The following is a 25,621-nucleotide window of genomic DNA, read 5'->3' as shown; positions in this document are numbered from 1 at the left end:
ACGACTCCGGAGCAGACAGCGCATGGCGACCCTTGGCCTCAACGACGTCAAAACGGGCAAGAAGATCCTTCACAACGGTGATCCCTGGATCATCACCGAAGCGGACTTCGTCAAACCCGGCAAGGGGCAGGCGTTCACCCGCATCCGCATCCGCAACCTGAAGGATGGCCGCACCACCGAGCAGACGCTGAAATCCAGCGATTCGTTCGAGGAAGCCGACGTCACCGATACCGACATGCAGTTGTCCTTCATCGACGGCATCGGCAAGGACCGCGTGTGGAACTTCATGAACATGGAGACCTTCGAGATGGTGCCCGCCTCGCTGGCCGCGATGGGTGATACCTGGAAGTGGCTGAAGGGCGAGGAGGAATGCGTGGTCACCCTGTTCAACGGCAACATCGTGGCCGTGCAGGCGCCGAAGTTCGTGGAACTGAAGATCGTCGAGACCGACCCGGGCGTGCGCGGCGACACCTCGGGCGGCGGCGGCAAGCCGGCCACGCTGGAGACCGGCGCCGTGGTGCGCGTGCCGCTGTTCGTCAACCAGGACGAAGTGATCAAGGTCGATACCCGCACCGGCGAGTACGACAGCCGCGTGAAGTGACGAACTGGCGCGCGGGCTTCGCCCGCGCCTTTGCCAGTTCGTCACCCCTGCGAAGGCAGGGGTCCAGTGGAGCACTCTGTGCGCAGCACGCAAAATCTCTCGCACACTGAAGCGCAAGTCGCTGGGTTCCAGCTTTCGCTGGAACGACGGGCATGGGGCGGCGCCGCAAGGTAAGCCGCCCTTCGCTTATCCGCCTACGGAGTTTTCCATGAGCGACATCCAAGCCCAATCCGTCGACCTGCTGATCGAAGCCCGCTGGGTGGTGCCGGTGGAGCCGCACGCCGTGGTGCTGGAGGACCACGCCGTGGTGGCCGATGGCGGCCAGATCGTCGCCGTGTTGCCCATTGCCGATGCCCGCGCCGCGTATGCACCGCGCGAGCGGGTCGAGCTGGGCGAGCACGCGCTGATCCCCGGCCTGGTCAACAGCCACACACACAACCCGATGACTTTGCTGCGCGGGTTGGCCGACGACCTGCCGCTGATGGTGTGGCTGCAGCAGCACATCTGGCCGGCCGAGGCGAAAGTGATCGGGCCGGAGTTCGTGCGCGACGGGGTGGAGCTGGCGGTGGCCGAGATGCTGCGCGGCGGCACCACCTGCGCCAGCGAGAACTACTTCTTTCCCGACGTGATCGGCGCCACCTACCGGCGCATGGGTTTCCGCGCGGTGGTCGGCCTGCCGGTAATCGAATTCCCCACCGCCTGGGCCACCACCCAGGACGACTATTTCGCCCGCGCCGTCGCGGTGCACGACAGCTTCCTCAGCGACAACCTGATCAGCACCGCGTTCGCCCCGCACGCGCCGTATACGGTGTCGGACGAGAGCTTCGAACGCATCCGCGTGCTGTCCGACCAGCTCGATATTCCGGTCCATCTGCACCTGCACGAAACCGCGCACGAGGTGGACGAGGCGAAGGCCAAGAGTGGCCTGCGTCCGTTCCAGCGGCTGCAGAAGCTGGGGCTCGTCAACGACCGCCTGATCGCCGTGCACATGACCCAGGTGACCGAGGGCGAGATCGCCGCCTGTGCCGCCGCCGGCGTGTCGGTGGTGCATTGCCCGGAGTCCAACCTGAAGCTGGCATCGGGTTTCTGCCCCGCGGAAAAACTGCGCCAGGCCGGCGTCAACCTGGCGCTGGGCACGGACGGCTGCGCCTCCAACAACGACCTGGACATGTTCGGCGAAATGCGTACCGCGGCCCTGCTGGCCAAGGCCGTGGCCGGCAATGCGGCGGCATTCGATGCGGCTTATGCATTGCGGGCCGCCACGCTGCATGGCGCGCGGGCGATCGGACTGGGGGCGTGCATCGGTTCGATCGAGGTGGGCAAGCAGGCCGATCTCGCCGCCGTGCGGCTCAGCGATCTGGAGACCCAGCCGCTGTTCAACGTCGTCTCGCAACTGGTGTACGCCACCGGCCGCCACCAGGTCACCGACGTGTGGATCGCCGGCCAGCGAAAACTGGCCGCGCGCGAGCTGCCCGACATCGACACCGCCGCCATCCTGGCCAAGACCCGCGCCTGGCGCGAACGCATCGCCGCCGCCTGATCACCGCATCCCACGGAGCCTTCCATGAACCGTTACCTGGTCTATCTGCTGCGCCGACCCGACGTCGATCCGGCGGTGGTGCCTTTGCACCTCGCTTTCCTCGACGACTTGCGTGCGCAGGGCAGGATCGAACTTTCCGGTGGCTTCAGCGACAAGTCCGGCGGCGCTTATCTGCTGCGCGCGGATGACCTTGCCGAGGCCCAGGCCATCGTGCAGCGCGACCCCGCGCACACCAGTGGCGGCTGGATCATCACCGTGCACGAATGGCTGGCGCGGTAAACTGCGCTTTCCCCGAGAGGTTTTGTGATGTCGACCGCATCCCCCGAACGCGCCGCCGATAGCCGTCACGACGGCAATGTCAGCGCCGCCGAAATCGCCCGTTTCGATACCCTGGCCGCGCGCTGGTGGGATCCCGATGGCGAGTCCCGCCCGCTGCACGATCTCAACCCGGTGCGCTTCGCCTATATCGCCGAACGCGTCGAGCTGGCGCAGGCGAAGGTGGCCGATGTCGGCTGCGGCGGCGGCCTGCTGAGCGAGGCACTGGCCCGCGCCGGCGCCCGCGTCACCGGCATCGACCTGGGCGGGAAGGTGATCGAGATCGCGCGGTTGCACCTGCACGAATCGGCGTTGTCGGTGGATTACCGCGTGCAGTCGTCCGCCGAGCTGGCCGCGGCCGAGCCCGCCTCATTCGACGACGTGTGCTGCATGGAACTGATCGAGCACGTACCCGATCCGGCCGCGCTGGTGACCGATCTTGCCGCGATGCTGAAACCCGGCGGCCAGTTGTTCATGTCCACCCTCAACCGCACGCCAGCCGCGTTCGGCGCCGCCATCGTGGGCGCCGAATACGTGATGCGCATGCTGCCGCGTGGCACCCATCACTACGCGCAATTCCTGAAACCGTCCGAGCTGGGCCGGTTGTTGCGACAGGCCGGTCTGGAGCTGGAGGACGTCAGCGGCCTGGGCTACAACCCGCTGGCGCGCAAGGCCTGGATCAGCCGCTTCACCGCGATCAACTACGTGCTCAGCGCACGCAAGCCGCTATGACGCCGTTGCCGGAAAATATCCAGGGCGTGCTGTTCGACCTGGACGGCACCTTGCTCGACAGCGCGGCCGACCTGTACGGCGCGCTGGTCGAACAATGCGCCGAGGAGGGCGAACCCGCGCCCGCTTACGATGCCGTGCGCCAGGTGGTATCGCGCGGTTCGACCGCGATCCTGCAGCAGGGTTTTCCGCGGCGCGACGACGCCGAACGCAAGGCGCTGCTGCCCCGCTACCTGGCGCTCTACCAGCGCATGCTGGCGCAGCAGACGCGGGCGTTCGACGGCGTGGATGCGCTGCTGCAACAACTTGAACAAGAAGGCCTGCGCTGGGGCATCGTCACCAACAAGCCGGGCTTTCTTACCGACGAGCTGGTGCAGCGGATCGGCTGGGCGTCGCGCGCCGCCGCAGTGGTTTCCGGCGACACCCTGCCGGTGAAAAAACCCGACCCCGCACCCGTGCTGCTGGCCTGCGAACGGGCAGGGCTGCAACCGGCACGCTGCGTCTTCGTGGGCGATGATCGTCGCGACGTGCTGGCGGGCGAGGCGGCGGGGCTGTACACGGTGGCGGTGAGCTGGGGCTATCTCGACGGCGGCGATCCGCACAGCTGGGGCGCCGACGCGGTGGTGGACCAACCCGCGCAGCTGGCCGCGTTGCTGATGCCGTCATCGGTCGCGGCATGAGCGACGGAGACACAAGCAACGCAGCGTGGCAGGGCTTCATCGACAAATGGCTGGCGGCGCAACCCCAGCAGCGCGTGGCGCTGGTGTTCGTCGATGGCCATCGCCATCCCGGCCATATCGCGCTGGCCGCGCTGGAGCAGGAACTGCTTGATGCCGCCTACGGCATCCGCGAGCCGCAGGTGGCCGCTGCCAAACTGGGTTGGTGGGCGGAAGAGTTGTCCGGCGCGGCCAGCAGTGGCGGCCGTCATCCGCTGACCCAGGTGCTGTTCGATGACGAGCGCGCGCACGCGATTGCGGCCGAACAGTGGGTGGCGCCGGTGCTGGCGGCGATGGCCCAGCTTGAACAGGGCACCGCCGCGGATTTCGCCGCCCAACTGGACGCGGCTCTGCCGCTGCATGGTGCGCTGGCGGCGCTGGAAACGGCGTGGTGGTATGGCGCTGCGGCTCCGAGCGATCGCGCTGCAAGGCTGGCCACGCTCGACCATTTGCTGGATGCGCTGCTGCGCACCGAGGTCGACGCCGGTCGCGACCGCCTGCCGCTGTCGATGGCCAACCTGGCCCGCCACGGCTTGAGCCGATCGCAGCTGGGTCAGGCCAGCGCGGCGCGGCAACAGGCGATCCAGGATCAACTGCGCGAGCTGCTGCAGAGCTGGCGCGAAGCGGCCCACCTGCCCGGACCGCTCAGCGTGTTTCGTGCGCTGGCCTCCAGCCACGGCATGCGGATGGCGCAACGCGCGGCGCGCGCGCCCGATGCGCTGGCCAGCCTCGGTGCGGAGCGTCCGCGCATCCGGCCGGTGACTACATGGCGCGCATGGCAGGCCGCGCGCGCGTGGCGCCGCAACGCGTCGTGAGCCGTGGCGAAAACGCAGCGTTTCCGCCGCGGCTATTGCACCGGGGCGCTGATGCCTCAAACTTGAACGTCGCGGCGCCATGCATCCCCGCCACGACGATCCCCAGGACAAAACCATGACCAACCAGGAAAACACCGCCCGCCTGCTACCCGATGTGGCCGTGCACGCACAGCCGCATCTCGCCGGCGCGCTGGACTGGGTCGGTATGGCCGAGATCCAGGTGCCGGTGCGTTTCGATGCCGGCGATGGCGATGTGCAGCGCGCCAGCGCGCGGGTTGGCGCCTTCGTGAACCTGAAACGGCCGGACAAGCGCGGCATCCACATGTCGCGGCTGTACCTGCAGGCCGAGCAGGCGCTGAGCACGCAAACGCTCAGCGCCGAGACGCTGCAGGCGCTGCTGCGCGGTTTTCTCGACTCGCACGCCGATCTGTCCGACCGTGCCTGCCTCAGCATCCGTTTCGAGCACCTGGTGCGCCGGCCTGCGCTGCGCAGCGCCAACAGCGGCTGGCGCGCCTATCCGGTGACCATCGAGGCCAGCCTCACCGGCAGCGCGTTCCTGCTGGAGCTGGGCACCGAGGTGGTTTATTCGTCCACCTGTCCGGCGTCGGCGGCGTTGTCACGGCAGTTGATCCAGGACCAGTTCGCCAGCGATTTCGCGGCCGACGCCACGCTCGATCGCGCCGCGGTGCTGGAATGGCTGGGCAGCGAAAAAGGTATCGTGGCCACGCCGCATGCGCAGCGCAGTGTCGCCTGTCTGCGGGTGCGTCCCGCGGCGGGTGCGCCGTTGCAATTGATCAACCTGATCGATCGCGTCGAGGCGGCACTCGGTACGCCGGTGCAGACGGCGGTGAAGCGCCAGGACGAGCAGGCCTTCGCGCTGGCCAACGGCGGCAACCTGATGTTCTGCGAGGACGCGGCCCGCCGTATCCAGAAGGCACTCGATGCCGATGCCGCGCTGGATGATTTCCACATCCGCGTGGAGCATCAGGAAAGCCTGCATCCGCACGACGCCGTAGCGTATGCCAGCAAGGGCGTCGACGGCGGCTACGGCGGCGTCAAGTTCTAGCGCTGTTTCGCCGGCGCCGCGTTGGTGCTGGCTGTATCTGTTTTGCGATGGGTGATGTGCCGTGGCTGGTGCCTCGTCCCTTGCGCTCTCGATCGAAGACACCATGCAGACCCGCGCCGAAAACATCCCCTTGTCCGTCGCCCCGGAAGCGTCGCCCGAGCGCACGCAGTTCGCCGTACTCGGCGGCATCAGCGTGGCGCACATGCTCAACGACATGATCCAGTCGTTGATCCTGGCGATCTACCCGCTGTTGAAAAGCGATTTCCACCTCAGTTTTGCCCAGGTTGGCCTGATCACGTTGACCTACCAGCTCACCGCCTCGCTGCTGCAGCCGCTGGTGGGCATGGTGACCGACCGCAAGCCGATGCCGTATTCGCTGCCGATCGGCATGGGCTTCACCTTGAGTGGCCTGCTGCTGCTGTCGGTGGCGCCCACCTTCCCGATCCTGCTGCTGGCGGCGGCGCTGGTCGGTACCGGCTCATCGGTGTTCCATCCGGAATCCTCGCGCGTGGCGCGGATGGCCTCGGGCGGGCGGCACGGCCTGGCGCAATCGCTGTTCCAGGTCGGCGGCAACACCGGCTCGTCGCTGGGCCCGCTGCTGGCGGCATGGCTGGTTGTGCCGCACGGGCGCGGCAGCGTGGCGTGGTTCTCGCTGGCGGCGTTGCTGGCGATCGTGGTGCTGCTGCAGGTGGGCCGTTGGTACGGCCGCCACCACCTCACCCGCGGCAAATCGCGGTCGCGGCATCTGGCGGTGGTGGCGTTGCCGCGCAACAAGGTGATCGCGGCGCTGGGCGTGCTGGGCCTGCTGATCTTCTCCAAGTTCTTCTACCTGGCCAGCCTCAGCAGTTATTACACGTTCTACCTGATGCACAAGTTCGGCGTCTCGGTGCAGAGCGCGCAGGTGCATTTGTTCGTGTTCCTGTTCGCGGTGGCGATGGGCACGCTGGTGGGCGGCCCGGTGGGCGATCGCATCGGGCGCAAGTGGGTGATCTGGGTTTCGATCCTGGGCGTGGCGCCGTTCACCCTGGCGCTGCCGCATGTGGGGCTGATGTGGACCGGCGTGCTGACGGTGATCATCGGCCTGATCCTGTCCTCGGCGTTCTCGGCCATCCTGGTCTACGCGCAGGAACTGGTGCCGGGCCGCGTGGGCATGATCTCGGGCCTGTTCTTCGGCTTCGCCTTCGGCATGGGCGGCATCGGCGCCGCCGTGCTGGGTGCGCTGGCCGACGTGCACGGCATCGAATATGTCTACGGCCTGTGCGCCTTCCTGCCGCTGATGGGCCTGATCACGGTGTTCTTGCCGAACATCGAAAAGCGCGCCCACGCCTGACGCTTGCGCGGGCGCGCACCTTGGGGCAAGGCTCTTGCTTCAAGGTTGCACTAAACAAAAGCGTCGCGACTGAAGTCGCTCCTACAGATCGCCGAAGCTGGCTACTTGCGCTCGGCGGCGCTCTTGTCGCGGATGGCGCGGAATTCGGAATCCTTGCTCCAGTCCGGCCATGCATCGGAATTGGCCAGGTCGTTGCCTACCGTGTAGAGCAACTGCAGGTCGCGGGCCATGCCGGTGAATGACCAGTCGGCCCGCCATTCGTCGGCGGGCTGGTGGTAGCGCTTTTCGGTGTAGTCGTCTTCGGCCGCCTTGCCCGCGGCAACGCCGCCATCGACCCAGTCATTGCCCGAGCCGAACGAGACGGCGGGTACGCCGCGCTTGGCGAACGAGAAATGATCGGAGCGGAAGAAGTAGCCGGCTTCCGGTTTCGGGTCGGGCGTGTAGACCATGCCGTAGGACTTCGCCGCCGCGATCAGATCATCCAGCAAGCCCAGCCTGGCGCTGCCGGAAATGGTGAAGTTGTGGGCGGGGCCGTGCGGATCGAGCGCGTCGACGTTGAGTACGCCGGCGGTTTTCGCCAACGGGTACAGCGGATTGGCGGCGTAGTACTCGGAGCCGAGCAGGCCTTTTTCCTCGGCGGTGACGTTGAGGAAAATCACCGAGCGCTCCGGCTGAGGACCGTGCGCGAACGCGCGGCCCAGTTCGATCAGCGCCGCGGTGCCGGTGGCGTTGTCCACGGCGCCGTTGTAGATGCGGTCGCCCCTGGCGTCGGGTGCGCCGACGCCAAGGTGATCCCAGTGCCCGCTGTAGATCACGGTTTCGTCGGGGCGCTTGCTGCCCTCGACGCGGCCGACGATGTTGTGCGAGGTGATCACCTTGGTATCGGCCTTGAAATGGGCCGAGAGGCTTTCGCCTTTCAGCACCACCGGGCGGAAATCGCGGGTTTGCGCTTTTTGTTTCAGCGCCTCGAAATCCAGCCCCGCGCCCTTGAACATGGCCACTGCCAGATCGCGCTGGATCCAGCCTTCCAGTTCGGGATGCACTTCGGCCGGCTTGTCGCGCACGATGTCGAACATCGTGTTGGTGTTGGAATTCTTCACCGTGGCCCAGCCGTAGGATGCGGGCGCGGTTTCGTGGATCACCAGCATGCCCAGCGCGCCTTGCCGCGCGGCTTCCTCGTACTTGTAGGTCCAGCGGCCGTAGTAGGTCATGGCCTTGCCGCCGAAGTCCCCCTTGCCGGTTTCGAAATCGGGGTCGTTGATCAGCACCACGGCGATCTTGCCGCGCAGATCCACGCCCTTGAAGTCATCCCACTGGCGCTCGGGTGCCTTGACGCCGTAGCCCACGAACACCAGCGGCGCATCGGCGATGGTTACGCTGTTGCTGCCGTTGGTGGGGGCGCGCACCGCGATCTGTTCACCCTGGGTCAGCGCTTGCGGCTTGCCGTCGATGGTGAGCGTCAACGCCGGCGTGCCGACGATCGCGCTGCGCAACAGCGGCACGGCCTGGGTCCAGGTGCGCTTGCCGTCGACGATGTCGCCGCCGGGCTGCACGCCGGCGGCCTTCATCTGCGCCACCACGTAGTCGATGGTGCGCGTCTCCGCCGGCGTGGCCGGGCCGCGGCCCTCGAACGCGTCGGAGGACAGCGTCTTCACTTCCGCGGACAGGCGCTGGGTGCTGAAGGTCGGTGGGGCGGCGGCGATCGCCAGCGTGCAGGTGGACAACGCCAGCGTGGAGAGGATCAGTCGTTTCACGGGCAACTGCCTGTCGGAAAGGTTCTCCGATAGTAGTCAGCGGGGCGGGGCGTATCCATGTGTCGGTGGGCATGGTCGATCCACCGGTGCGGCCTAATTCGAGGGCGATACCTGCAGCCGCAGATAGCCTTCGGCCACCAGCGCGTCCAGGTTCGCGGTCAGCGGCAGGTCGGTGGTTCCGGCCGCCGGCGTGTGCAACTGGCGCACGCCGACCCAGCTGTTGCGGCCGTTGTGCTTGGCCGCGTACAGGCACTGGTCGGCCAGGCTCACCACGTCTTCCCAGCTGAACCGCCACGGCTCGCTGGGCAGCACGGGGTAGCTGGCAAAGCCGATCGAGCAGGTGCGGCGGATGAACACGCCGTTGCCGAGGTCGAATTCGTGCTGCGCCATCAGGCGGCGGATGTGCTCGGCGATCACCGGCCCCGATTCGCTGTTGGTGCGGCGGGCGATGACCAGGAATTCCTCGCCGCCCCAGCGTACCGGTGTATCCGTTTCGCGGATGGCGGCGAGGGTGATGTCGCGCAGCTGCGCCAGCACGCGATCGCCTGCCGCGTGCCCGTAGTGATCGTTGACGTCCTTGAAGTGGTCGATGTCGATCAGCAGGAACAGCAGGTTGATGTTGGCGGCGGGGCCTTGGGCTGAGTTCGGGCCGAGTTCGCGATACAGGCGCAGTACCGAGGCGACGTCACGGCCCACGTTTTCCAGCGCATAGCGGCGGTTTTTCATGCCGGTAAGCGCATCAGTAATGGTCTGCCGCTGCAGTGCGCAGTTGGCTTCCTCGAGCGCGTGGTTCGATGCGGAAAGCTCCTCGGTACGCTGCTCGATCAGGCGCGCCAGCTCGCGGTTGCGCCGCTGCAGCACGGCGGAGCGCAGCTGGATACCCAGCGCGGCCACCAGATAAGCCAGCACGAAATAACCCAGATAGGCCCACCAGGTGCGATACCACGGTGGCAGCACCTGGAAGGCAAATTCCGCGTCCGCGCCGATGTTGCCGCGGAAATCGCGCGAACGCACGCGGAAGCGGTAATCGCCCTCGTGGATGTTGGTGTAGTCGCGATAGGTTTCCGTGCTCCAGTCCGACCAGCGCGCATCGGCGCCTTCCAGTTGCACCTGAAAGGTGTTGGCGGCGCGCGCGCGGAAATTCGGCGCGGCGTAATCGAAGCGCAGGCTGTTGTTGCCCCATGGCAACTTCAGCGTGGGCGGTGTGGTGCTTGCGCCGCCCCACAACACATGGCCGTTTCCGTCGGAAATCTTGCGCAGCAAGGTGGGCAGCGGCTTGTCCGGCGGCGGGGTGATCGAGGAGTCCAGTCGATACAGGCCGTCGCTGGAGCCGAACCAGGTGATGCCGTCGGGCTCGGCGTAGAGGGTGTACATCTCCACCCCGGACAGCGCGCGCAACGGTTGCGGCTCCCAGTGGTAGTGGCCCTTGGCATCGGCCACGGCCACGCCGGTTTCGCGGATGGTCTTGGTGCCGTCGGCGGTGTACATCCAGATGTGCCCGGGCACGCTTTCGCTGAGTCGTGAAAGCCGCCTTGCACCCTGTGGGAACAGGCTGGCGAACGCGGTATCCGGTTGCAGCCTGGCGCGCTTCTCGTCGTAGAGGTAGATGCCCTGGGCGGTAACCACGCGCAACCCGGCGGCGAGCGACATCACGAACGCATAGTTGGGGCCGGCGACCGAATCACGGTGCTGCTGGAACGACTGCGTATGCGGTGGCACGCCGTCGCCTGGCTGCCATCCGTCCGGCAGGGCAACGCGGATGGCGCCGTTGCTGAGCGTGCCCAGCCAGAGGTTGTCGTGGTCATCGTGGGCCAGGGAGCGGATGTCGCCGGAAATGCCGGGAATCCGGCCTTCGTCGATCCACTTGCCGCTATCGCGGCGCATCACCGCCAAGCCGTTGCGCAGGCCCACGAAGACGCGCGAGGGGTCGCGTACCGAACGCAGCAGCGAAAAGGCCACGTCACCGGAGGTGCATACCTGCGCCGCGCAGGGTTTGGCGACGCCATTCCTCACTTCCACCACACCTTGCGAAGTCGCCGCCAGCAGCGAGTCGCCCATGTCCAGAAAGCTCCAGACCTGCGCGCGGACACCATCCAGCGCCGCGAACTCCGCGTTGCCGTCGACCCCGCTGTGCAACAGGAACAGGCCCTTGGTGGTACCGACGTAGAGCTCGCCCCGGAAACGCTGCATCGCCAGCACGGTGCCGTCCAACCCGGAGTTGCGCGAAAACAGGGTCAGCGGGGATGCCACGTCGAGGCGGCTGAGGCCGTTGTCCAGTGCCAGCCACAAGCCATGCTCCCGGTCCTGGAACATCGACAGGACGGTGTCGTTGATGAGGCCTTCGTTGCGGCGCAGCCGCTCCAGCAGGTGGCCCATGCGGTCGACCAGCAGCACGCCGCCCTGCAGGGTGCCGACGGCCAGGGTGCCATTGGCAAGCCATTGCGCGTCGTACAGCTGGTCGTCGCGCAGGGTCTTGTTTGTCTCGTTGGGCCAGGCGGCAAGTCGGCCCTTGTCCAGCACAAGCCAGCCCCGCTCGCGGGTGCCGACCAGCAGCGGCCCGTCGTGGTCGGCCTCGTCGCCCCAGGCCACCAGCGCGTGGATCCTTTCGTGCGCAAAACGCGCACCACCCTTGACCATCTTCAGCTGGTCACCAACGACCTCCATCAGCCCGCGACCCTCGGCGCGCACGTAGAACCGGTCGCGCACCTTGAAGAAATAATCGAACGGGGTCGTGGCCGTCCAGACGTCCATATGCTTGTCGCGCAAGCGGAACAACTGGGCCACCGTGCCGAAATAGACCCCGTCGTCGGTGACGAAAATACGCCACACGTCGGCGAAATTGCGATAGGCAGGGGCGACGCGGTCGAGCAGGGAGACGTAGTGCATGCGGCCATGCACATCGGGTTCGAGGTAGCCGAACTCGCCGATGCACCCCACGTACACGCGGCCGTTGGCGTCGACCGCCAGTGAACGCACGGAGCTCTGGTTGGGCACGGGGATGCGGCGCCAGCGGGTGCCGTCGTATTCCAGCACGCCATCATCGCTGTTGCCCACGTAGATCACGCCGCGCCGGTCCTGCGTCACCGCCCAGTTCTGCGGTGCGGCGCCGTAATCGAGCGGGCTGAAGTTCTGCAGCAACGGCACGCCGGCCTCGGCGGCGTGTTTGCTCTCGATGGTGGATTCCGCGTTGGCCGGGTACGCGCAAAGCCACAGCGAGGCCAGCAAAGTGGCGATTTTCATCCACGCCATGCTGGCGCGCCTTGCACAGGGCAAGGCGCGCGCAGCAGGGCCAACAACGCATGGCGCCGTCGACGGGTGGATGACCACAGTCATGCTGAACGTGACTCCGGCTGATTTTGCTCAGCCATCGTTAAAGACAAAGCGTCCCCGCGGCCCGATCCGTGCCGATAGTGAGTCGGCCATGGCCGCGGCTTCCCCATCAACGCTGTTTCTCGTCCAGCTTCCGGTTTCAAACCTGCCCCTGCCGGCTCCGGCACAAACATCCATCGGGCGATGGGTGCACGGATACTTGAGCGGCCATTATTGGCAAAACTTTAGGTGTTGGCGCAAATGGGGCGCCCCCGGAGGGTGGCTGGCGCGCCGAAGGGCAGGGTGGCCAGGGCGCGCCATCGAAGGCACTGAGGCCTCCGATGGCGACGGTTGGAGCGGGACTCAATCCTTGCCGATGACCTTGCCGTTGCTCGGGTCCAGCCGCAGCTCCACCTTGTTGCCCGCGGCATTTTTTGCCTTGGCCTTCCAGACACCGTCATCGAAATCCACGTCGTGGACATCGGTATAACCCTGGGTGGACAGCGACGCGCGCACATCCGCCTCGCTCAACTTCGATACCTCGTCCTCCGGGTACACCTTGCCGGTGGCCGGGTCGATGCGCACATCCACGTCGTTGCCATCCGCGCTTTTCGCGTCGGCGTGCCACATGCCGTCCTTGAACTCCACGTCATGGATCTTCGTGTAACCCTGCTCGGTCAATTTGGCCTGCACCTGCGGTGCCGTCATCGACTGTGCGAGCGCCGCCGCGGAAACGCCCAGGCCAAGCCCGAAAGCCAGCGCTGCGACACCGATTTTCATCCACGCGGCGGTCCGCGTGCCGTGCAAGTTCGTCTGTGTCATGTCGACTCCTCGTAATGGACGAAGCGCGAGTGTTGAGCGCCGTCGATCAAGTCGCGGTGAACAGAATGTCAGGGCAAACAGGCGGCAAAAAGCCGCATCCCGTACGTTATCCACGTCGCCGAGACGTCACGGGTGCGAGACTGGCAACGATCGGTAGATGCCGACGCCTTTGGAGCTTTCGCATGGGCAACACCAATCTTCCGCAATTCGGCGCCGCTGGCGTCGACAACAGTCGAGACACCTTGGCGGGCACGGGGCAGTTGACCGACCGGCAGCGCAACAAATCGCCGGTTGTCGCTGAAAGCGCCGCCATGGCGGCGGCGCTGATGTCGAAAACCGCACCGTTGCCGGCTACCGAGCACCAACTCCGCGCCCCCGACGCCACGCTCGGCCTGGAAGAGCTGCTCGCCTATGGCGGCCACCACAACACGGGGTATTCGCCTTCCGACGCCACCTGACGTTTACCTGCAGCGATGCCGATGGCGCTGCGCGTCAGACACAAAGAAAAAGGGCCCGCATCGCTGCGAGCCCTTTTCATGCATGGTGGCCGGGGACGGAATCGAACCGCCGACACGGGGATTTTCAATCCCCTGCTCTACCAACTGAGCTACCCGGCCGGAAACCTGGAACCATGGGCGAACCGTGCGGTTGCCAATGATGCGTGGGAGCCGCGCATTAGACCGAATGCGCGGGTTTTCGTCAAGACTCCGTGTCTGGCGGGACGAAGCCGGGCGGCATGGCGGACTCGCCGCCGAACAGGAATTTTTCCATTTCACCGCTCAGGTACTTGCGCGCTTCGGCGTCGAGCGGGTTGAGTCGGTACTCGTTGATGAGGATGGTCTGGCGTGCCAGCCATTGCTGCCAGGCGGGCTTGGAGATTTCGGCGTAGATGCGCTGGCCCAGCGGGCCGGGCCAGGGGGCGAAGTCGAGGCCTTCGGCGTCGGCGTCGAGCTTGGCGCAGTGAATGGTACGGGTCATGGGGTTTCCTGGAAGCTTCGCAGAATTTTGCGGGAGTGCGCTGCGTTGCGCCCTGATCGGTATCAAGCGCATCGCGCACGAATGCGTGTCTACGCGGTGTTCTGCAGCAAGGTGCGGACTGGCGCCGGCAGGCCGAGTGCGGCCAGTTCGGTGGCGCTGCACCAGCGCAGGTCGGGATTATCGGCGATGGCGGCGTGTGCCGTCGTCCGGTCGAACAGAAGCGGCTCGATCGCGAGCCGGTAGTGGCTGAAGACGTGGGTGAAGGGGGCCAGCGCCTGGGCGTCGTCGATCCGTGCGTGCCGTTGCGCGAGGCGCCAGGCGTCGTCGGTGCTGGCGGCTTCGGGCAGGCTCCACAGGCCCGACCAGACGCCTTGCGGGCCGCGTCGTTCCAGCAGCACGCGGCCATCGCGGTCGCGCAGCACGAGCATCACGGTGGCGCGGGTGGGCAGGGCTTTCGATGGTTTGCGGCTGGGCAGTTCCGCGGTGAGGTTGTCGCGGTAGGCAATGCAGTCGCTGGCCAGCGGGCAAGCGTCGCAGCGCGGGCGCGAGCGCACGCAGAGCGTGGCGCCCAGATCCATGATGGCTTGCGTGTAATCAGCCAGCCGCGCGGTTGGCGTGTGGCTGTCGGCGTGCAGCCACAGCAACTTTTCCACCGCGCTCTGGCCGGGGTGGCCGTGGATGCCGTGGTAGCGGGTCAGCACGCGTTTCACGTTGCCATCGAGGATGGCGAAGCGCAGGCCGTGGGCTTGCGCCAGGATCGCGCCCGCGGTGGAGCGGCCGATGCCGGGCAGGGCGCTGAGGGCGACGAAATCGCGCGGCAGTTCGCCGCCGTGCTGCTCCACGCAGATCTGCGCGGCGCGGTGCAGGAAGCGCGCGCGGCGGTAGTAGCCGAGGCCGGACCACAGCGCCAGCACGGTGTCTTCGTCCGCGGCGGCCAGGTCGCGCAGCGTGGGCAAGGCTTCGGTGAAGCGCTGGAAATAACCGATGACCGTGGCGACCTGGGTCTGCTGCAGCATGATTTCCGACAGCCACACGCGGTAGGCGTCGCGGCCGTCAGCATCGCCCGACTGCCATGGCAGGTCCTTGCGGCCATGCTGGTCGAACCAGCGCAGCAGACGCGCCGCGACGGTCGGCGCGCGTCGGGTCGTGCTGCGGGTCACCTGGAAACCGCCGGCTTTTTTCCCCGCACGGGGGCGGGTGATGCCGGGGCGGCGGCACTGGCCGCTGTGGGCACTTCGTCACCGGCACGCAATGTGAGGCCTTCGATGGTGATGCCGCCCATGTCGATTTTCGCGATGTCGGCGCGGCCGCTTCCCGGTGGCACGGTCAGCTGGGTGTTGTCGCCACTGCCCACGTGGCCCCACCAGCGTGCCAGCGCCAGCGGCGGCAGTTGCAGGTCGGCGTGGTTGTCCGGGCCGTCGAGCTTCAGCGAAAGCAGCAGTGGTTTGCTCTGGTTGGCGGGGGTCAACGCCAGCGAAATCGCGTATTGCCCGGCCGTCGCATGGTCGAGTGTGCCGGTGAGGCTGGCGGCAGCATCGGCGGCGCCATGCCAGCGTGCGCTGCCGGTCAGTTGCATGTGGGTGGCGACGCCTTGCGAGAGGTACAGGGCGATGTTTTCCAGTTGCAGCGCATTGCCCTGGATGCGTGGCGTGGCCGAGAGGCGCAGCTGAAGCGGCATACCGTCGGCGGTGTTGGCGGAGATGCTGAGCGGGAACGGCACGCCGGATGCGAGGCTGCCCGCTTCCAGCGAAAGATTGCCCAGCAGCAGCTGATCGCCGCGCACCACGCTGCCGTGATCGATGCTGACGCCAGTGTCGATGCGCGGGATGTCTGGCGGCGTGTCCGGGCCGCGCGCGGGCAGCGCGTTGATCCAGGCTTGCAGTGCATCGAGATCCACGCGGGGCGAGTTGATCTCCAGACGGGTGATGACCGTGGGGCCGCCGAGCAAGGTGCGCCAGGGCAGCGCCAGGCGCCCGCCGGAAGCCAGCAGGATGGGGCGGTTCGCCCCTTGCGCGTTGATGGTGATGCCGTGCAGGTCCAGCGCTGGGCGCGGGAACAACGACGGGCTGGCCGGGCGCGAAAGGTTGAGTTCCAGCCCCGCGTTGGCGGCCTGGTTCTGCAACATCACGGTGAAGCGATCGGGCTGCAGCAGGAAATAGACCGACCCCACCAGCAGCAGCAACACCGCCAGGGCGCTGGCGCCGACGATCGCAAGTATCCGCCGCAACCGTGGGCTCATCGCTCAGCCTCGCGCCGGCAAGATGGCCGCCACCGGCACGTGGCGCTGGCGGCCCCGGATGGGCGCCGGCTCAATCACGACCGAGGCTGGCCGGCAGCAGGCCGTCGACATAGGCCTGGGCGTCGAAGGTGCGCAGGTCGGTGGCGCTTTCGCCCAGCCCCACGAAGCGGATGGGCAAGCCGAACTCGCGCGCCAGCGCGAACACCACGCCGCCCTTGGCGGTGCCGTCCAGCTTGGTCACCACCAGGCCGGTGACGCCCACGATCTCGCGAAACTGGCGTACCTGGTTGACCGCGTTCTGGCCAGTGGTGCCGTCGATCACCATCAACACCTCGTGCGGCGCGTCGGCGTCGATCTTCTTCAGCACGCGGGCGATCTTGCCCAGCTCGTCCATCAGCCCGCCCTGCGTATGCAGCCGGCCGGCGGTGTCGGCAATGAGCACGTCGGCGCCGCGCGAACGCGCCGCCTGCAGGGCGTCGAAGATCACGCTGGCCGCGTCGGCGTCCTGGCCTTGCGAAATGACCGGCACCTTGTTGCGTTCGCCCCAGGTTTTCAGCTGCTCCACGGCGGCCGCGCGGAAGGTGTCGCCGGCGGCCAGCATCACCGCGTGCTTCTCGTCGCTCCAGCGGCGCGCCAGCTTGCCGATGGTGGTGGTCTTGCCGGCGCCGTTGATGCCCACCACCAGCACCACGAACGGCTGCTTGCCCGATACCTGCAGCGGTTTCTCGACGGGCTGCAGCAGCGCAACCAACGCCTGGCGCAGCGCGTCGAGCAGGGCTGGCGCATCGGCGAATTCGCGCTTGTGCATGCGTTTGCGCAGGGCTTCCACCAACGCGGTGCTGGCTTCCACGCCCACGTCGGCGGTGATCAGCGTGGTTTCCAGCTCATCCAGCAGATCGTCGTCGAGCTTGGGGTTGCGCACGAACAAGGTGCCGAGGCCGCGGGCGAACGAGTTTCCCGCCAGGCGCTCGCGCCAGCTGCGTTTGGCCGGCGCCTCGGCGCTGACGGCCACGGCCGTTTCTGCGGCGGCAGCTTGTTCGTCGGATGCGGGTGCCTCGGTCAGCGCTACCGGCAAATCCTGCGGATGGCTTTCGGCGGCGACGACATCGGCCTTGGTGTCGACCTGCGGCTCCTGCGCGTCCTCCGTTGTGGCCGATGCGGTTTCAGTCGGCTTTTTCTTCCAGAATTTGAGCATTGCGGGCGCGATTCAAAGACAATGGGCGGCATGCTATCACCCCAACCTGTACTGCCCGCTGAGGATGTTTCGGCCGTCCTGCATGCCTGCCGCCGCAATGGGTGGCGCTGGTGAGCGCTGCCCGCCACGGGGCCCCCGGCCGCATCCGCATCATCGGCGGCAACCTGCGCAATTCGCGGCTCGATGTGGCGGACATGCCGGGCCTGCGGCCCACGGCCGAGCGGCTGCGGGAGACCCTGTTCAACTGGCTGGCCCCCACCATCGCCGGTGCGCGTGTGCTTGATTTGTGCGCGGGTACGGGCGCGCTGGGCATCGAGGCCTTGTCGCGCGGTGCGGCCAGCGTGCAGTTCGTCGAGCGCGAGGCGCGGGTGGCCCGGGCGATCGAGCAGAATCTGGCCCGGCTCAAGCAGGCCGGCGGCGCGGTGGCGGCAACGGATGCGGAGGCTTTCCTGCGTGGGACGGGGCGGCCGCATGATCTGGTCTTGCTGGACCCACCGTTTGCGCTGGGGTTGTGGGAAGCGCTGGCGCAGCAACTGGAACAGGGCGGCTGGCTGGCCACGGCGGCGTTGATCTACGTGGAATCGCCGCGCGCGGTGACGCCGACCCTGCCGCCGAACTGGCAACTGCAACGGGAGAGCCATGCCGGCGATGCGCGCGGGGCGCTTTATCGACGTGCCTGACCGGCACGCCGCGCCATGCCGCCGGTGCATCCGTTAAGCTAGGGCTCCGGGTGGTTTCCCCGTCCAGGCTTCAGGGCCCTGGCCTTCATTCACAGGCGTTGTTGAACTCGTGAACAAACCTTTGGGCAATCCGCGTCTGGCTGTCTATCCAGGCACGTTCGATCCGATCACCAATGGCCATGCCGACCTGGTGTCGCGCGCCGCCACGTTGTTCGATCACGTGGTGGTGGCGGTGGCCGACAGCTCCAGCAAGGGGCCGGTTTTCAGCATCGCCGAGCGGATCACCCTGGCGCGGCTGGCGCTGGCCGATCTGCCGAACGTGGAAGTGCGCGGCTTTGATTGCCTGCTGGCCACCTTCGTGCAGGACATCGGCGCCGGCGTGATCATCCGCGGTTTGCGCGCGGTGTCGGATTTCGAATACGAATTCCAGCTGGCCAGCATGAATCGCCACCTGATTCCGCAGGCCGAGACGCTGTTCCTGACGCCAGCCGAGCAATACAGTTTCATTTCGTCCTCGCTGGTGCGCGAGATCGGCCGCCTCGGCGGCGAGATTTCCGGTTTCGTGCATCCGGCGGTACAACAGGCCATGCGTCAACGCTGGCAGAAGAGCCGCACCGGCTCAAACAACCAACCCGAAAAAGAAGGTGACCACCATGCGTAAGTTCGCTCTCCTCGCCGCCGTCGCGCTGGCTGCTGCTTTGACCCTGTCCGCTTGCAGCAAGCATGAGGACGAGCAGCAGGCCGCCTCCGCCCAGGCCGCCCAGGTAACCCGCCCGGCCGACAAGAACGACACCGAAGGCTGGAACAAGTACCTGGTGCAGCTGCTGCAGAAGAACCTGCAGGGCATGAGCGCGTCGCAGCCGTACGCCTATCTGGTCACCCCCGGCGACACCGATGAGGCCAAGGCGCAGAACGACCGCCAGCTGTCCACTGTGCAGGACACCGTGGCGCGCGGCGTGCTGCCGGGCAACCTGCTGGCCTTTGCCGGCCCGGATTCGGCCAAGACCGCCGACCTGGTCGTGACCGCCTTCACCGGCGCCAGGGCTGGCTCGTTCAAGGACGTGATCGTGCTGTTCATCGGTGACCAGGCCGACCAGCAGCGGGTGGAAGAGGCGATCAAGCCCACCGGCGCCACCTTCCGTTTCGTGCAGATGTGATCCGGAGGGCCGCGACGGGCCTGCATTTGCGCAGCCCGTTCCGCGGCCCTCGGCTTTGTCATGTCCCTGAAAATCCTCGACACCTGCGTCAATTGCGATGTTTGCGAACCGGCCTGCCCCAACAAGGCGATCTCGCTGGGCGAACAGTTCTACGTGATCGACCCGGCCTTGTGCACCGAGTGCGTGGGCCATCACGACGAACCGCAGTGCATGGTGGTCTGCCCGGTCGAGTGCATCATCATCGACCCTGAGCACATCGAGTCGCATGATCAACTCGATCTCAAGTATCGCCAGCTGATGGCGATGGAGCCTGCCGCATGATTTTTTCGCGTTGGTCCGCGCTGCCGGGACGCGCCTTTCTGGCCAGCCTGCTGTTCACCTGCGGCGTGGCGCTGGCCGCCGATGGCGCACCCCGAACGGCGCCGGCGAAAACCCCGGTGGTGGCGCAACCGGCCCAGCGCCCGGGGCATTCCGCCGTCGCCAGCGCGAATTTCCTGGCGACCGATGCGGGGCTGGAAATATTGGCCAAGGGTGGCAACGCGTTCGATGCCGCGGTGGCGGTGGCGTCCACCTTGTCGGTGGTGGAGCCGGAAAGCTCGGGCATCGGCGGCGGCTTCATGGCCGTGCTGCACCGGGCGAAGGATGGCCACAACGTTTTCATCGACGCGCGCGAGACGGCGCCCGCGGCCGTCAACCCCAAGGATTACCTCAACCCCGACGGCACGCCCAACCGCGACGCGGCCTTGAAGGGCCCGCTTTCGGCGGGCATTCCCGGCGAGCCGGCCGGTCTGGTGCTGATCGCCGAACGTTATGGAAAGCTGTCGCTGGCCCAGTCGCTGGCGCCTGCGATCCGGCTGGCCCGCGACGGCTTCAAGCCTGACCCGCGGCTGCGCGAGGCGATCGCGGGGCAGCAGAAGGATTTGCGGCGCTGGCCCGCTTCGGCGGCCAAATTCCTGCCCGATGGCAAGCCGCCGGTGGAAGGAAAGCTGTGGCGCGACCCTGACCAGGCGAAGACGCTGGAAGCGATTGCCGCGCATGGCAACGACGGCTTCTATCGCGGCCCGACGGCGAAGAAACTGGTGGACGCGGTGCGCGCCGCCGGTGGCAACTGGACCCTGGCCGATCTTGAAAGCTACCAGGCCAAGGAACGCGAGCCGATCAGCGTCGATTACCGCGGGTATCGCATCATCACGGCGCCGCCGCCGTCGTCCGGCGGCGTGGCGATCGCCGAGATCCTCAACATCCTTTCCGGCTTCGAGCTGGACAAGCTCGACCAGGCCCATCGCGTGCACCTGATCGTGGAAGCGATGCGCCGTGCGTTCCGCGACCACAACGATTACCTGGGCGACCCGGACTTCGTGAAGATGCCGCTGGACATGCTGCTGTCGCCGTTCTACGCGGATGGCCTGCGCCAGAGCATCCTGCCGGGCAAGGCCACGCCGTCGTCGATGCTGCCGCACGAAACCGTCCGCGATCCTGGCATGCACACCACGCATTTCTCGATCATCGACAAGGACGGCAACATGGCCGCGGTGACCTCCACCGTGAACTACGTGCTGGGCTCCACCTTCGTGGCCGAAGGCACCGGCGTGCTGCTGAACGACGAGATGGACGACTTCGCGCTGGTGCCGGACAAGCCGAACGTCTACGGCCTGCTGGGCAGCGCGGCGAACGCGCCGAAGGGCGGCAAGCGGATGCTGTCGTCGATGTCGCCCAGCCTGGTGATCGGCGCCGACCGCAGCGCGGTGATCGGTTCGCCCGGCGGTTCCACCATCATCACCCAGGTATTGGAAGGCATCCTGCATTTCATCGACGGCGAAAGCGCGCAGCAGATCGTGGCGCACAAGCGTTTCCATCACCAGTTCCTGCCCGACGTGGTGGACGTGGAGCCGGGCATGTTCGACAAGGCGACCAGCGCCGACCTCACCGCGATGGGTTACACCTTGAACGACCGCAAGCCGTGGGGCTTCATGAACGTGGTGACCTGGGATCATCGGACCAACAAGCTCGATGCCGCCAGCGATCCGCGCCGGCCCTCCGGGTCCGGCAAGGTGCGGTAGGCGCAGGTGGCCTGGTTGTGACAGGGCGCGCGTTCGCGGCGGTGCCATCCCCGGCAATCTGGTTGGCGATCGTCCCGTGACGTGGCAGTGGAGTATCAAGTTGTGACGGAACCGGTTCCGCCCGCAGGCAATATCACCGCCACAGGCGTCCGGGTGCGCGTGATTCATCGACGTCCGCGCCGGGGATGGTTCCGTCAGCTCGTTCCGCATCGGGCGCCGGGCTGATGCTGCCGGCGTGGGACGACGCCATGCGTGGGCGCCTGTTGCGGCTGGTGGGTGCGCTGCTGTTGCTGGCCGGCATCGGCTGGGCTGCGACCACCGAGCGCGGCATCATCACCTATCGCGAAGCGATGAACCGCCATGGCGGGCAGCTGGTGGATCTGGGCGCATCCGCCCTGCCTCAAGCGGGCCAGGCCGGTTATCTCGCGCGGTTGAGCGGGGTGCCGCGGGTGGTGGTGGCGCCGCGTGATCCGGAGTTCAACCTGCGCCGGGATACGCCCGTGCTGATCCGCCACGTGGAAATGTTCCAGTGGCGCGAGGTCCGCTTCGGCGGCAATACCGATTACGAATTGGACTGGGTGGATCAGCCGGTCGATTCCAGCAAGTTCGAGCGACCGGCCGGACACGCCAACCCGGGCGCGTTTCCGATCGCCGCACGCCAGTTCGACGCCGACCGGGTGCAATTGGGTGGTTTCGCGCTGGACCGCAGCCTGCTCCATGCGCTGCCCGGCGTGCAGCGGGTGGAGCCGGACGTGAAGTCATTGCCGGCCAATCTCGCGGCCACCTTCGTGCCGTACAACGGCTATCTCGTGACCAGTGCCAACCCCGGCGACCCGCATCGCGGTGATTTGCGGGTGAGCTGGGAGGAGGTTCCGCTGCAGCTGGTGACCGTGGTGGCGCGCATCGATGGCGATCGCCTGGTGCCCGCGACGAAGACCACCGACGGCAAGGGCTTTGCAGTGGAAGTGGGTGATCGTTCGCTGCTGGACATGTTTCCCGGCCTGCCCGAGCCACCCACGTTCATCTACCTGTGGCGGGTGCTTGCCGTGCTTCTTGCCGCGCTGGGTGCCTACCTGATGCTGTCGGGGCACCGCGGGATCCAGCGTGATTTTCCGCTGTCGCTGGCGGTGGGCACGCTGGTGGTCAGCGCCACGGCAACGGTGCTGTGGCTGGGCAGCGACACGCTCCCCATGCTGTGCTGGCTGCTGGTGGCGCTGCTGAGCGTGCTGGCGACGATCTGGTATTTGCGGCATACCAGTTGAGCGTCGGGCTCGGGGATTTGCAGGAGCGACTTCAGTCGCGATGCTCTTTCTTCGAGGCTCCAGAGCAAGGGCATCGCGACTGAAGTCGCTCCCACAGGCGTTCGACTTGGATCAGTTCTCGGTCTGGCCGTTGGCGCTGGCGTAGACCTGGTCGGCCCACTGTGCGGCTTCGAGATAGATGGTGGCCATGCGCTGGATGCGCTGCGGCTGCGCGTGTTCGCTGGTCATCTTGCCGGCTTCCCACGCCAGGATCTGGTCCAGCAGCGGCCCGAACGGACCGGCGCGGCGGGTCAGCGCGTCGCTGATTTCCGGTACCAGGCGCAGGTGGGTGAGCAGGAACTCCATCGGCGCGCACATCAGCGTGTCCAGCAGTGAGAACAGGCCCACGGTGAAGGCCATTTCCTCGTGGCCGTGCGGCATGCCGCTGGCCAGCTTTTCGCACATGTGGGCGCGGATCAGGGCGGCGCGCAGCAACTCGGGCGGCCTATCGTCCATGCTGCACAACGACATCGTGTCGATCCAGTTGCGCATGCGGGTGACGCCGAAGAAGATCGCCGCCTGCTGCACCGACTTCAGTTGCCGCGGCAATGCGAAGTAGGCGGAGTTGACGCAGCTGAGCAGCTTGTAGCTGAGCACCGCATCGTCGCGGATGATGTTGCCCAGCTCCACCGGGCCCGGATTGTTTTCCTGCAGCGCGCGCATCAGGCGCAGCATGCTCAGTCGGCTGGCGGTGAGCACCGGCACGGCGACCGGTTGCGGAATCAGCAGATAGCGGCCCTGGATGGCCTGCAGTGGCAGTTCGAGGCAGCGCTCGTAAGTGGTGTGATCGTTGACCTGGTCGGCAACCACCCAGATGCCGCGGGCGTGCAGCAGTTCGGTGCGCTGGCGCAATACCTCGGGCGACAGCAGGCTGGCGTCCAGTCGAACGAACTGCACGATCTGCATCAGCGATTCGATCGCCAGGCTGCCATCCAGCTCCAGGTCGCCGGCATCGAGCATCAGCTGGCAGCCGCGCTGCGACATCAGTTGCAGGCGCTTCATCAGCGGGGTGTTGTCGGCTACCTGCGGCTGCAGCAGCAGGCCGATGCGCGGCTGGTGCAACAGCACGTCGGAATCTTCCGGCAGCAGTTCGGTGGGCAGGTTGAGGAAGGCGCGATTGCCGCGGACCAGCCGGGTGAGCGCGCCGTCGGTCAGCGTGGAAAGTACGCGCTGCAGCAGGGTCTGTTCGTCGTCCGGTTCGCGATGGAAGGTGATTTCGTAGGCAAACAACTGCCGCTCACGATCCAGCATGGGTACGCGCAATACCGGTAGCGGGGTGGTCATCGCTATGGGCAGGGGGATGTTGGCGGCGTCGGGCAAAGCAGACATAGGGAGAGAGCCGTTCGGGGAAACGTCGAGTTTGCTCATGCTTCTTCAATCGCGAAAAATACGAAAATACGTGCGGTACGTTCTTGCGACAGGGGCGACACAGTCTGCGATGAAGCGGACTGCATCATGGTCAGGCCTGTGCCAGCACTTGCGATCGGAGGCTGCCGCGGAGTCCGCCGGTGGGGCCATACAGGCCGGTTTCGCCGGCGTGTCCGGTCAGTACGGACAGGGCCTGGCGTACCTGGCCAAGGCGCTGGTTCACGGCGCGGCCGTTGCTCTGGTTAAGTTGCTGGCAGCGGCGCAGGGCCAGCAGCACCTGTGACCAGGTGGCGTCCAGCCTGGCCGCGGCGGCGGGCGCTTCGCGGCTCAACTGTTGCCGCTCCGCGTCGAGCTGCTCCAGTTGCAGCATGAGCTTCTGCTTGCTGGCGCCGGCTTCACCGAGCGCATCGCTGTTGCCGGCATTCAAGGCCGTGCGCTCGTTCTCCAGCACCTGCGTCAACTGGGTGATGGCCTGCTGCATGTCGCTGAGTACGGCACCCAGTGCGTCGCTCAGTTCGCCCTGCAGCGGCCGGTTCATACGGCACCCGCGCCGATCTGGCGCTCGAACGACAGCATGCGGTCCGCGATCCGGCCGGCGTCGATCTGGTAACTGCCGCTGGCCAGTGCCTCGCGGATCTGTTCGACCCGCTTGGTGTCGATGGCGGACGACGTGTCCAGACGCGCCGCTTCCTGCAGTGCCCGGGCCGAATCGGTCAACTTGAGTTGATCGTCCGACTTGGGCGTGACGGCGGCACTGCTGTCGGCGGCGGCGGTAGTGGATACCGATGCATTCCCGGTGGCGCCGGTTGCCTGGGGAAAATTCGGCAAACCATTGTTTTGAATGGAAGTGGTCATCGATCCTTCTCGCTGCAATATGAACCCTGTGTCTGACAAATCGGCCGGACCGGGGGAAACTTTAGTGGTGGTCGACACGCATCAGGGCAGGGCGGTGACCACGCCGGGCGCGCTGACCATGGCGTCGACGATCTTGCCGGAGTTTTCGTTGCGAACACGCAGCCGGGCGCCATTGTCGCCGCTGCCCAGTGCCACACCGTCGGCACGGACCTCAATGCTACCGAGCCGGGCTACTACCTGTACATGGTCGCCCGCGCGCACCATGCGTCGTCCGCCCAGTGCGCCGGGGCTCAGCACGGTGTCTTTTGGCAGTGCCCGCGACAGGGTGCGACCGGCCACCTGTTGCAGGTTTTCCACGTAGCCATAACCCAGGCGGGTGATGTCGCGCTCCTCCGTCCGCACGTCGGCCAGGCTGAGGCCGTCGCCACGTTGCAAGGCGTGGCTGCTCACCAGCACGGTCCGGAACAGCTCCAGCTTCACCGGCACCCGCACGCTCCAGTTGCGCGGCTGCGTGCATTGCACCTGCACGCTCATGTGCGACGGCGGGGTGGCGCGGTCGGGCACGGTGGCGATCAGCGGTTGCGCGCAGTCGTCCAGCTTCAACCGCATGTCCAGCGCTTCGGTGTGTACCACGACGCGGTTGCCGGGCATTGCGTAGTGTTCACGCACGGCCTGCTCGGCGGCGGCCCGTATGGCCTCGGGCGACTGGGCCGCCCACGCGGGAGTGGCGCAGATGCCTGCCCACGACAACGCACACCACATGGCGGCGTGCCGGAGGCGGGAACCTGGCG

The 25,621-nt window shown here is 66.7% G+C and carries 26 protein-coding genes and 1 tRNA gene; 15 read left to right on the top strand and 12 right to left on the bottom strand.

The window, feature by feature from the left end; translation table 11 throughout:
• Positions 1–22: 22 nt before the first annotated feature.
• The 8 genes from efp (at position 23) to ASD68_RS15060 (ending at position 7,112) form a co-directional block, all read left to right on the top strand.
• The gene (gene efp, locus ASD68_RS15095) at positions 23–601 is read left to right on the top strand and encodes an elongation factor P (protein ID WP_056085324.1); all 579 of its coding nucleotides are present in this window, start codon (positions 23–25) and stop codon (positions 599–601) included.
• Positions 602–809: 208 nt separating this feature from the next.
• Positions 810–2,141 carry a TRZ/ATZ family hydrolase gene (locus ASD68_RS15090; RefSeq protein WP_056608230.1) on the top strand — a complete coding sequence of 444 codons (1,332 nt, stop codon included), beginning with the start codon at positions 810–812 and terminating at the stop codon, positions 2,139–2,141.
• 24 nt (positions 2,142–2,165) lie between these two features.
• Entirely contained in the window at positions 2,166–2,420 is a 255-nt protein-coding gene (locus tag ASD68_RS15085) for a YciI family protein (RefSeq protein ID WP_056608227.1), read from the top strand.
• A 27-nt stretch (positions 2,421–2,447) separates the two neighbouring features.
• Positions 2,448–3,188: a bifunctional 2-polyprenyl-6-hydroxyphenol methylase/3-demethylubiquinol 3-O-methyltransferase UbiG gene (gene ubiG, locus ASD68_RS15080; protein ID WP_056608224.1), complete on the top strand. Its 741-nt coding sequence runs from the start codon at positions 2,448–2,450 to the stop codon at positions 3,186–3,188.
• On the top strand, positions 3,185–3,865 hold the full coding sequence (gene gph, locus ASD68_RS15075) for a phosphoglycolate phosphatase (RefSeq protein ID WP_056608221.1): 681 nt from the start codon (positions 3,185–3,187) through the stop codon (positions 3,863–3,865). Before ubiG ends, gph begins: the two co-directional genes overlap by 4 nt.
• Entirely contained in the window at positions 3,862–4,716 is an 855-nt protein-coding gene (locus ASD68_RS15070; protein ID WP_056608218.1) for a hypothetical protein, read from the top strand. Before gph ends, ASD68_RS15070 begins: the two co-directional genes overlap by 4 nt.
• A gap of 115 nt (positions 4,717–4,831) precedes the next feature.
• A complete protein-coding gene (folE2, locus tag ASD68_RS15065) occupies positions 4,832–5,782 on the top strand; it encodes a GTP cyclohydrolase FolE2 (RefSeq protein WP_056608725.1) in 951 nt (316 codons plus the stop codon).
• Between the two features lie 103 nt (positions 5,783–5,885).
• Positions 5,886–7,112 carry an MFS transporter gene (locus ASD68_RS15060; RefSeq protein ID WP_056085314.1) on the top strand — a complete coding sequence of 409 codons (1,227 nt, stop codon included), beginning with the start codon at positions 5,886–5,888 and terminating at the stop codon, positions 7,110–7,112.
• 101 nt (positions 7,113–7,213) lie between these two features.
• Here the strand turns inward: ASD68_RS15060 and ASD68_RS15055 are convergent, their stop codons facing one another.
• From ASD68_RS15055 to ASD68_RS15045, 3 genes are all read right to left on the bottom strand, one after another.
• Complete coding sequence (locus tag ASD68_RS15055; protein ID WP_056608216.1) at positions 7,214–8,866, bottom strand: M28 family metallopeptidase; 1,653 nt, start codon at positions 8,864–8,866, stop codon at positions 7,214–7,216.
• Positions 8,867–8,959: 93 nt separating this feature from the next.
• Positions 8,960–12,106 carry a ligand-binding sensor domain-containing diguanylate cyclase gene (locus tag ASD68_RS15050; RefSeq protein WP_162247422.1) on the bottom strand — a complete coding sequence of 1,049 codons (3,147 nt, stop codon included), beginning with the start codon at positions 12,104–12,106 and terminating at the stop codon, positions 8,960–8,962.
• Positions 12,107–12,538: 432 nt separating this feature from the next.
• Positions 12,539–12,955, bottom strand: a complete 417-nt coding sequence (locus tag ASD68_RS15045) for a PepSY domain-containing protein (protein WP_056608723.1) — start codon at positions 12,953–12,955, stop codon at positions 12,539–12,541.
• A 224-nt stretch (positions 12,956–13,179) separates the two neighbouring features.
• Here ASD68_RS15045 and ASD68_RS15040 point away from each other — a divergent pair, with 224 nt between their 5' ends.
• A complete protein-coding gene (locus tag ASD68_RS15040; protein ID WP_056608209.1) occupies positions 13,180–13,455 on the top strand; it encodes a hypothetical protein in 276 nt (91 codons plus the stop codon).
• An 83-nt stretch (positions 13,456–13,538) separates the two neighbouring features.
• Here the strand turns inward: ASD68_RS15040 and ASD68_RS15035 are convergent.
• The 5 genes from ASD68_RS15035 to ftsY all read right to left on the bottom strand — a co-directional run bounded on the left by ASD68_RS15035 (position 13,539) and on the right by ftsY (position 17,409).
• A tRNA-Phe gene (locus ASD68_RS15035) sits at positions 13,539–13,614 on the bottom strand.
• 82 nt (positions 13,615–13,696) lie between these two features.
• Positions 13,697–13,975, bottom strand: a complete 279-nt coding sequence (locus ASD68_RS15030) for an oxidative damage protection protein (protein ID WP_056085305.1) — start codon at positions 13,973–13,975, stop codon at positions 13,697–13,699.
• An 89-nt stretch (positions 13,976–14,064) separates the two neighbouring features.
• Positions 14,065–15,135 (bottom strand): A/G-specific adenine glycosylase, encoded by a 1,071-nt coding sequence (gene mutY / locus ASD68_RS15025; protein WP_056608205.1) that lies wholly within the window; start codon positions 15,133–15,135, stop codon positions 14,065–14,067.
• Positions 15,132–16,214 (bottom strand): AsmA family protein, encoded by a 1,083-nt coding sequence (locus tag ASD68_RS15020; protein ID WP_056608202.1) that lies wholly within the window; start codon positions 16,212–16,214, stop codon positions 15,132–15,134. Before ASD68_RS15020 ends, mutY begins: the two co-directional genes overlap by 4 nt.
• 70 nt (positions 16,215–16,284) lie before the next feature.
• Positions 16,285–17,409, bottom strand: coding sequence for a signal recognition particle-docking protein FtsY (gene ftsY, locus ASD68_RS15015; RefSeq protein WP_082520292.1), 1,125 nt, complete (start codon positions 17,407–17,409; stop codon positions 16,285–16,287).
• A 101-nt stretch (positions 17,410–17,510) separates the two neighbouring features.
• Here ftsY and rsmD point away from each other — a divergent pair, with 101 nt between their 5' ends.
• The 6 genes from rsmD to ASD68_RS14985 all read left to right on the top strand — a co-directional run bounded on the left by rsmD (position 17,511) and on the right by ASD68_RS14985 (position 22,568).
• Positions 17,511–18,089, top strand: coding sequence for a 16S rRNA (guanine(966)-N(2))-methyltransferase RsmD (rsmD, locus tag ASD68_RS15010; protein ID WP_200945423.1), 579 nt, complete (start codon positions 17,511–17,513; stop codon positions 18,087–18,089).
• A 121-nt stretch (positions 18,090–18,210) separates the two neighbouring features.
• Complete coding sequence (gene coaD, locus ASD68_RS15005) at positions 18,211–18,750, top strand: pantetheine-phosphate adenylyltransferase (RefSeq protein ID WP_056085296.1); 540 nt, start codon at positions 18,211–18,213, stop codon at positions 18,748–18,750.
• Positions 18,743–19,246 carry a hypothetical protein gene (locus tag ASD68_RS15000; RefSeq protein WP_056608199.1) on the top strand — a complete coding sequence of 168 codons (504 nt, stop codon included), beginning with the start codon at positions 18,743–18,745 and terminating at the stop codon, positions 19,244–19,246. The genes coaD and ASD68_RS15000 overlap by 8 nt, the downstream gene beginning before the upstream one ends.
• 60 nt (positions 19,247–19,306) lie before the next feature.
• Positions 19,307–19,567, top strand: coding sequence for a YfhL family 4Fe-4S dicluster ferredoxin (locus tag ASD68_RS14995; RefSeq protein ID WP_007080110.1), 261 nt, complete (start codon positions 19,307–19,309; stop codon positions 19,565–19,567).
• Entirely contained in the window at positions 19,564–21,306 is a 1,743-nt protein-coding gene (gene ggt, locus ASD68_RS14990; RefSeq protein WP_056608194.1) for a gamma-glutamyltransferase, read from the top strand. The genes ASD68_RS14995 and ggt overlap by 4 nt, the downstream gene beginning before the upstream one ends.
• Positions 21,307–21,530: 224 nt before the next feature.
• Positions 21,531–22,568, top strand: coding sequence for a TMEM43 family protein (locus ASD68_RS14985; RefSeq protein ID WP_056608191.1), 1,038 nt, complete (start codon positions 21,531–21,533; stop codon positions 22,566–22,568).
• Between the two features lie 111 nt (positions 22,569–22,679).
• Here the strand turns inward: ASD68_RS14985 and ASD68_RS14980 are convergent, their stop codons facing one another.
• The 4 genes from ASD68_RS14980 to flgA form a co-directional block, all read right to left on the bottom strand.
• Positions 22,680–23,936, bottom strand: coding sequence for an HDOD domain-containing protein (locus ASD68_RS14980; RefSeq protein ID WP_056608188.1), 1,257 nt, complete (start codon positions 23,934–23,936; stop codon positions 22,680–22,682).
• 130 nt (positions 23,937–24,066) lie between these two features.
• A complete protein-coding gene (locus ASD68_RS14975) occupies positions 24,067–24,513 on the bottom strand; it encodes a flagellar protein FlgN (protein WP_007080106.1) in 447 nt (148 codons plus the stop codon).
• Positions 24,510–24,830: a flagellar biosynthesis anti-sigma factor FlgM gene (flgM, locus tag ASD68_RS14970; RefSeq protein WP_007080105.1), complete on the bottom strand. Its 321-nt coding sequence runs from the start codon at positions 24,828–24,830 to the stop codon at positions 24,510–24,512. Before flgM ends, ASD68_RS14975 begins: the two co-directional genes overlap by 4 nt.
• A gap of 81 nt (positions 24,831–24,911) precedes the next feature.
• Positions 24,912–25,592: a flagellar basal body P-ring formation chaperone FlgA gene (gene flgA, locus ASD68_RS14965; protein WP_056608185.1), complete on the bottom strand. Its 681-nt coding sequence runs from the start codon at positions 25,590–25,592 to the stop codon at positions 24,912–24,914.
• Positions 25,593–25,621: the final 29 nt, after the last annotated feature.

The sequence above is a fragment of the Rhodanobacter sp. Root627 genome, from assembly GCF_001427835.1.
Taxonomy (GTDB): Bacteria; Pseudomonadota; Gammaproteobacteria; order Xanthomonadales; family Rhodanobacteraceae; genus Rhodanobacter; species Rhodanobacter ginsenosidimutans.
Note: the sequence above shows the minus strand (reverse complement) of the source record. Positions and strands in the feature narration are given on the sequence as shown.

Bases quoted from the DNA above. Each gene is read 5' to 3' on its own strand.
- efp (WP_056085324.1), top strand. From the start codon at position 23: ATGGCGACCCTTGGCCTCAACGACGTCAAAACGGGCAAGAAGATCCTT.
- ASD68_RS15090 (WP_056608230.1), top strand. From the start codon at position 810: ATGAGCGACATCCAAGCCCAATCCGTCGACCTGCTGATCGAAGCCCGC.
- ASD68_RS15085 (WP_056608227.1), top strand. From the start codon at position 2,166: ATGAACCGTTACCTGGTCTATCTGCTGCGCCGACCCGACGTCGATCCG.
- ubiG (WP_056608224.1), top strand. From the start codon at position 2,448: ATGTCGACCGCATCCCCCGAACGCGCCGCCGATAGCCGTCACGACGGC.
- gph (WP_056608221.1), top strand. From the start codon at position 3,185: ATGACGCCGTTGCCGGAAAATATCCAGGGCGTGCTGTTCGACCTGGAC.
- ASD68_RS15070 (WP_056608218.1), top strand. From the start codon at position 3,862: ATGAGCGACGGAGACACAAGCAACGCAGCGTGGCAGGGCTTCATCGAC.
- folE2 (WP_056608725.1), top strand. From the start codon at position 4,832: ATGACCAACCAGGAAAACACCGCCCGCCTGCTACCCGATGTGGCCGTG.
- ASD68_RS15060 (WP_056085314.1), top strand. From the start codon at position 5,886: ATGCAGACCCGCGCCGAAAACATCCCCTTGTCCGTCGCCCCGGAAGCG.
- ASD68_RS15050 (WP_162247422.1), bottom strand. From the start codon at position 12,106: ATGAAAATCGCCACTTTGCTGGCCTCGCTGTGGCTTTGCGCGTACCCG.
- ASD68_RS15045 (WP_056608723.1), bottom strand. From the start codon at position 12,955: ATGAAAATCGGTGTCGCAGCGCTGGCTTTCGGGCTTGGCCTGGGCGTT.
- ASD68_RS15040 (WP_056608209.1), top strand. From the start codon at position 13,180: ATGGGCAACACCAATCTTCCGCAATTCGGCGCCGCTGGCGTCGACAAC.
- ASD68_RS15030 (WP_056085305.1), bottom strand. From the start codon at position 13,975: ATGACCCGTACCATTCACTGCGCCAAGCTCGACGCCGACGCCGAAGGC.
- ASD68_RS15020 (WP_056608202.1), bottom strand. From the start codon at position 16,214: ATGAGCCCACGGTTGCGGCGGATACTTGCGATCGTCGGCGCCAGCGCC.
- ftsY (WP_082520292.1), bottom strand. From the start codon at position 17,409: ATGCTCAAATTCTGGAAGAAAAAGCCGACTGAAACCGCATCGGCCACA.
- ASD68_RS15000 (WP_056608199.1), top strand. From the start codon at position 18,743: ATGCGTAAGTTCGCTCTCCTCGCCGCCGTCGCGCTGGCTGCTGCTTTG.
- ASD68_RS14995 (WP_007080110.1), top strand. From the start codon at position 19,307: ATGTCCCTGAAAATCCTCGACACCTGCGTCAATTGCGATGTTTGCGAA.
- ggt (WP_056608194.1), top strand. From the start codon at position 19,564: ATGATTTTTTCGCGTTGGTCCGCGCTGCCGGGACGCGCCTTTCTGGCC.
- ASD68_RS14985 (WP_056608191.1), top strand. From the start codon at position 21,531: ATGCTGCCGGCGTGGGACGACGCCATGCGTGGGCGCCTGTTGCGGCTG.
- ASD68_RS14980 (WP_056608188.1), bottom strand. From the start codon at position 23,936: ATGTCTGCTTTGCCCGACGCCGCCAACATCCCCCTGCCCATAGCGATG.
- ASD68_RS14975 (WP_007080106.1), bottom strand. From the start codon at position 24,513: ATGAACCGGCCGCTGCAGGGCGAACTGAGCGACGCACTGGGTGCCGTA.
- flgM (WP_007080105.1), bottom strand. From the start codon at position 24,830: ATGACCACTTCCATTCAAAACAATGGTTTGCCGAATTTTCCCCAGGCA.
- flgA (WP_056608185.1), bottom strand. From the start codon at position 25,592: ATGTGGTGTGCGTTGTCGTGGGCAGGCATCTGCGCCACTCCCGCGTGG.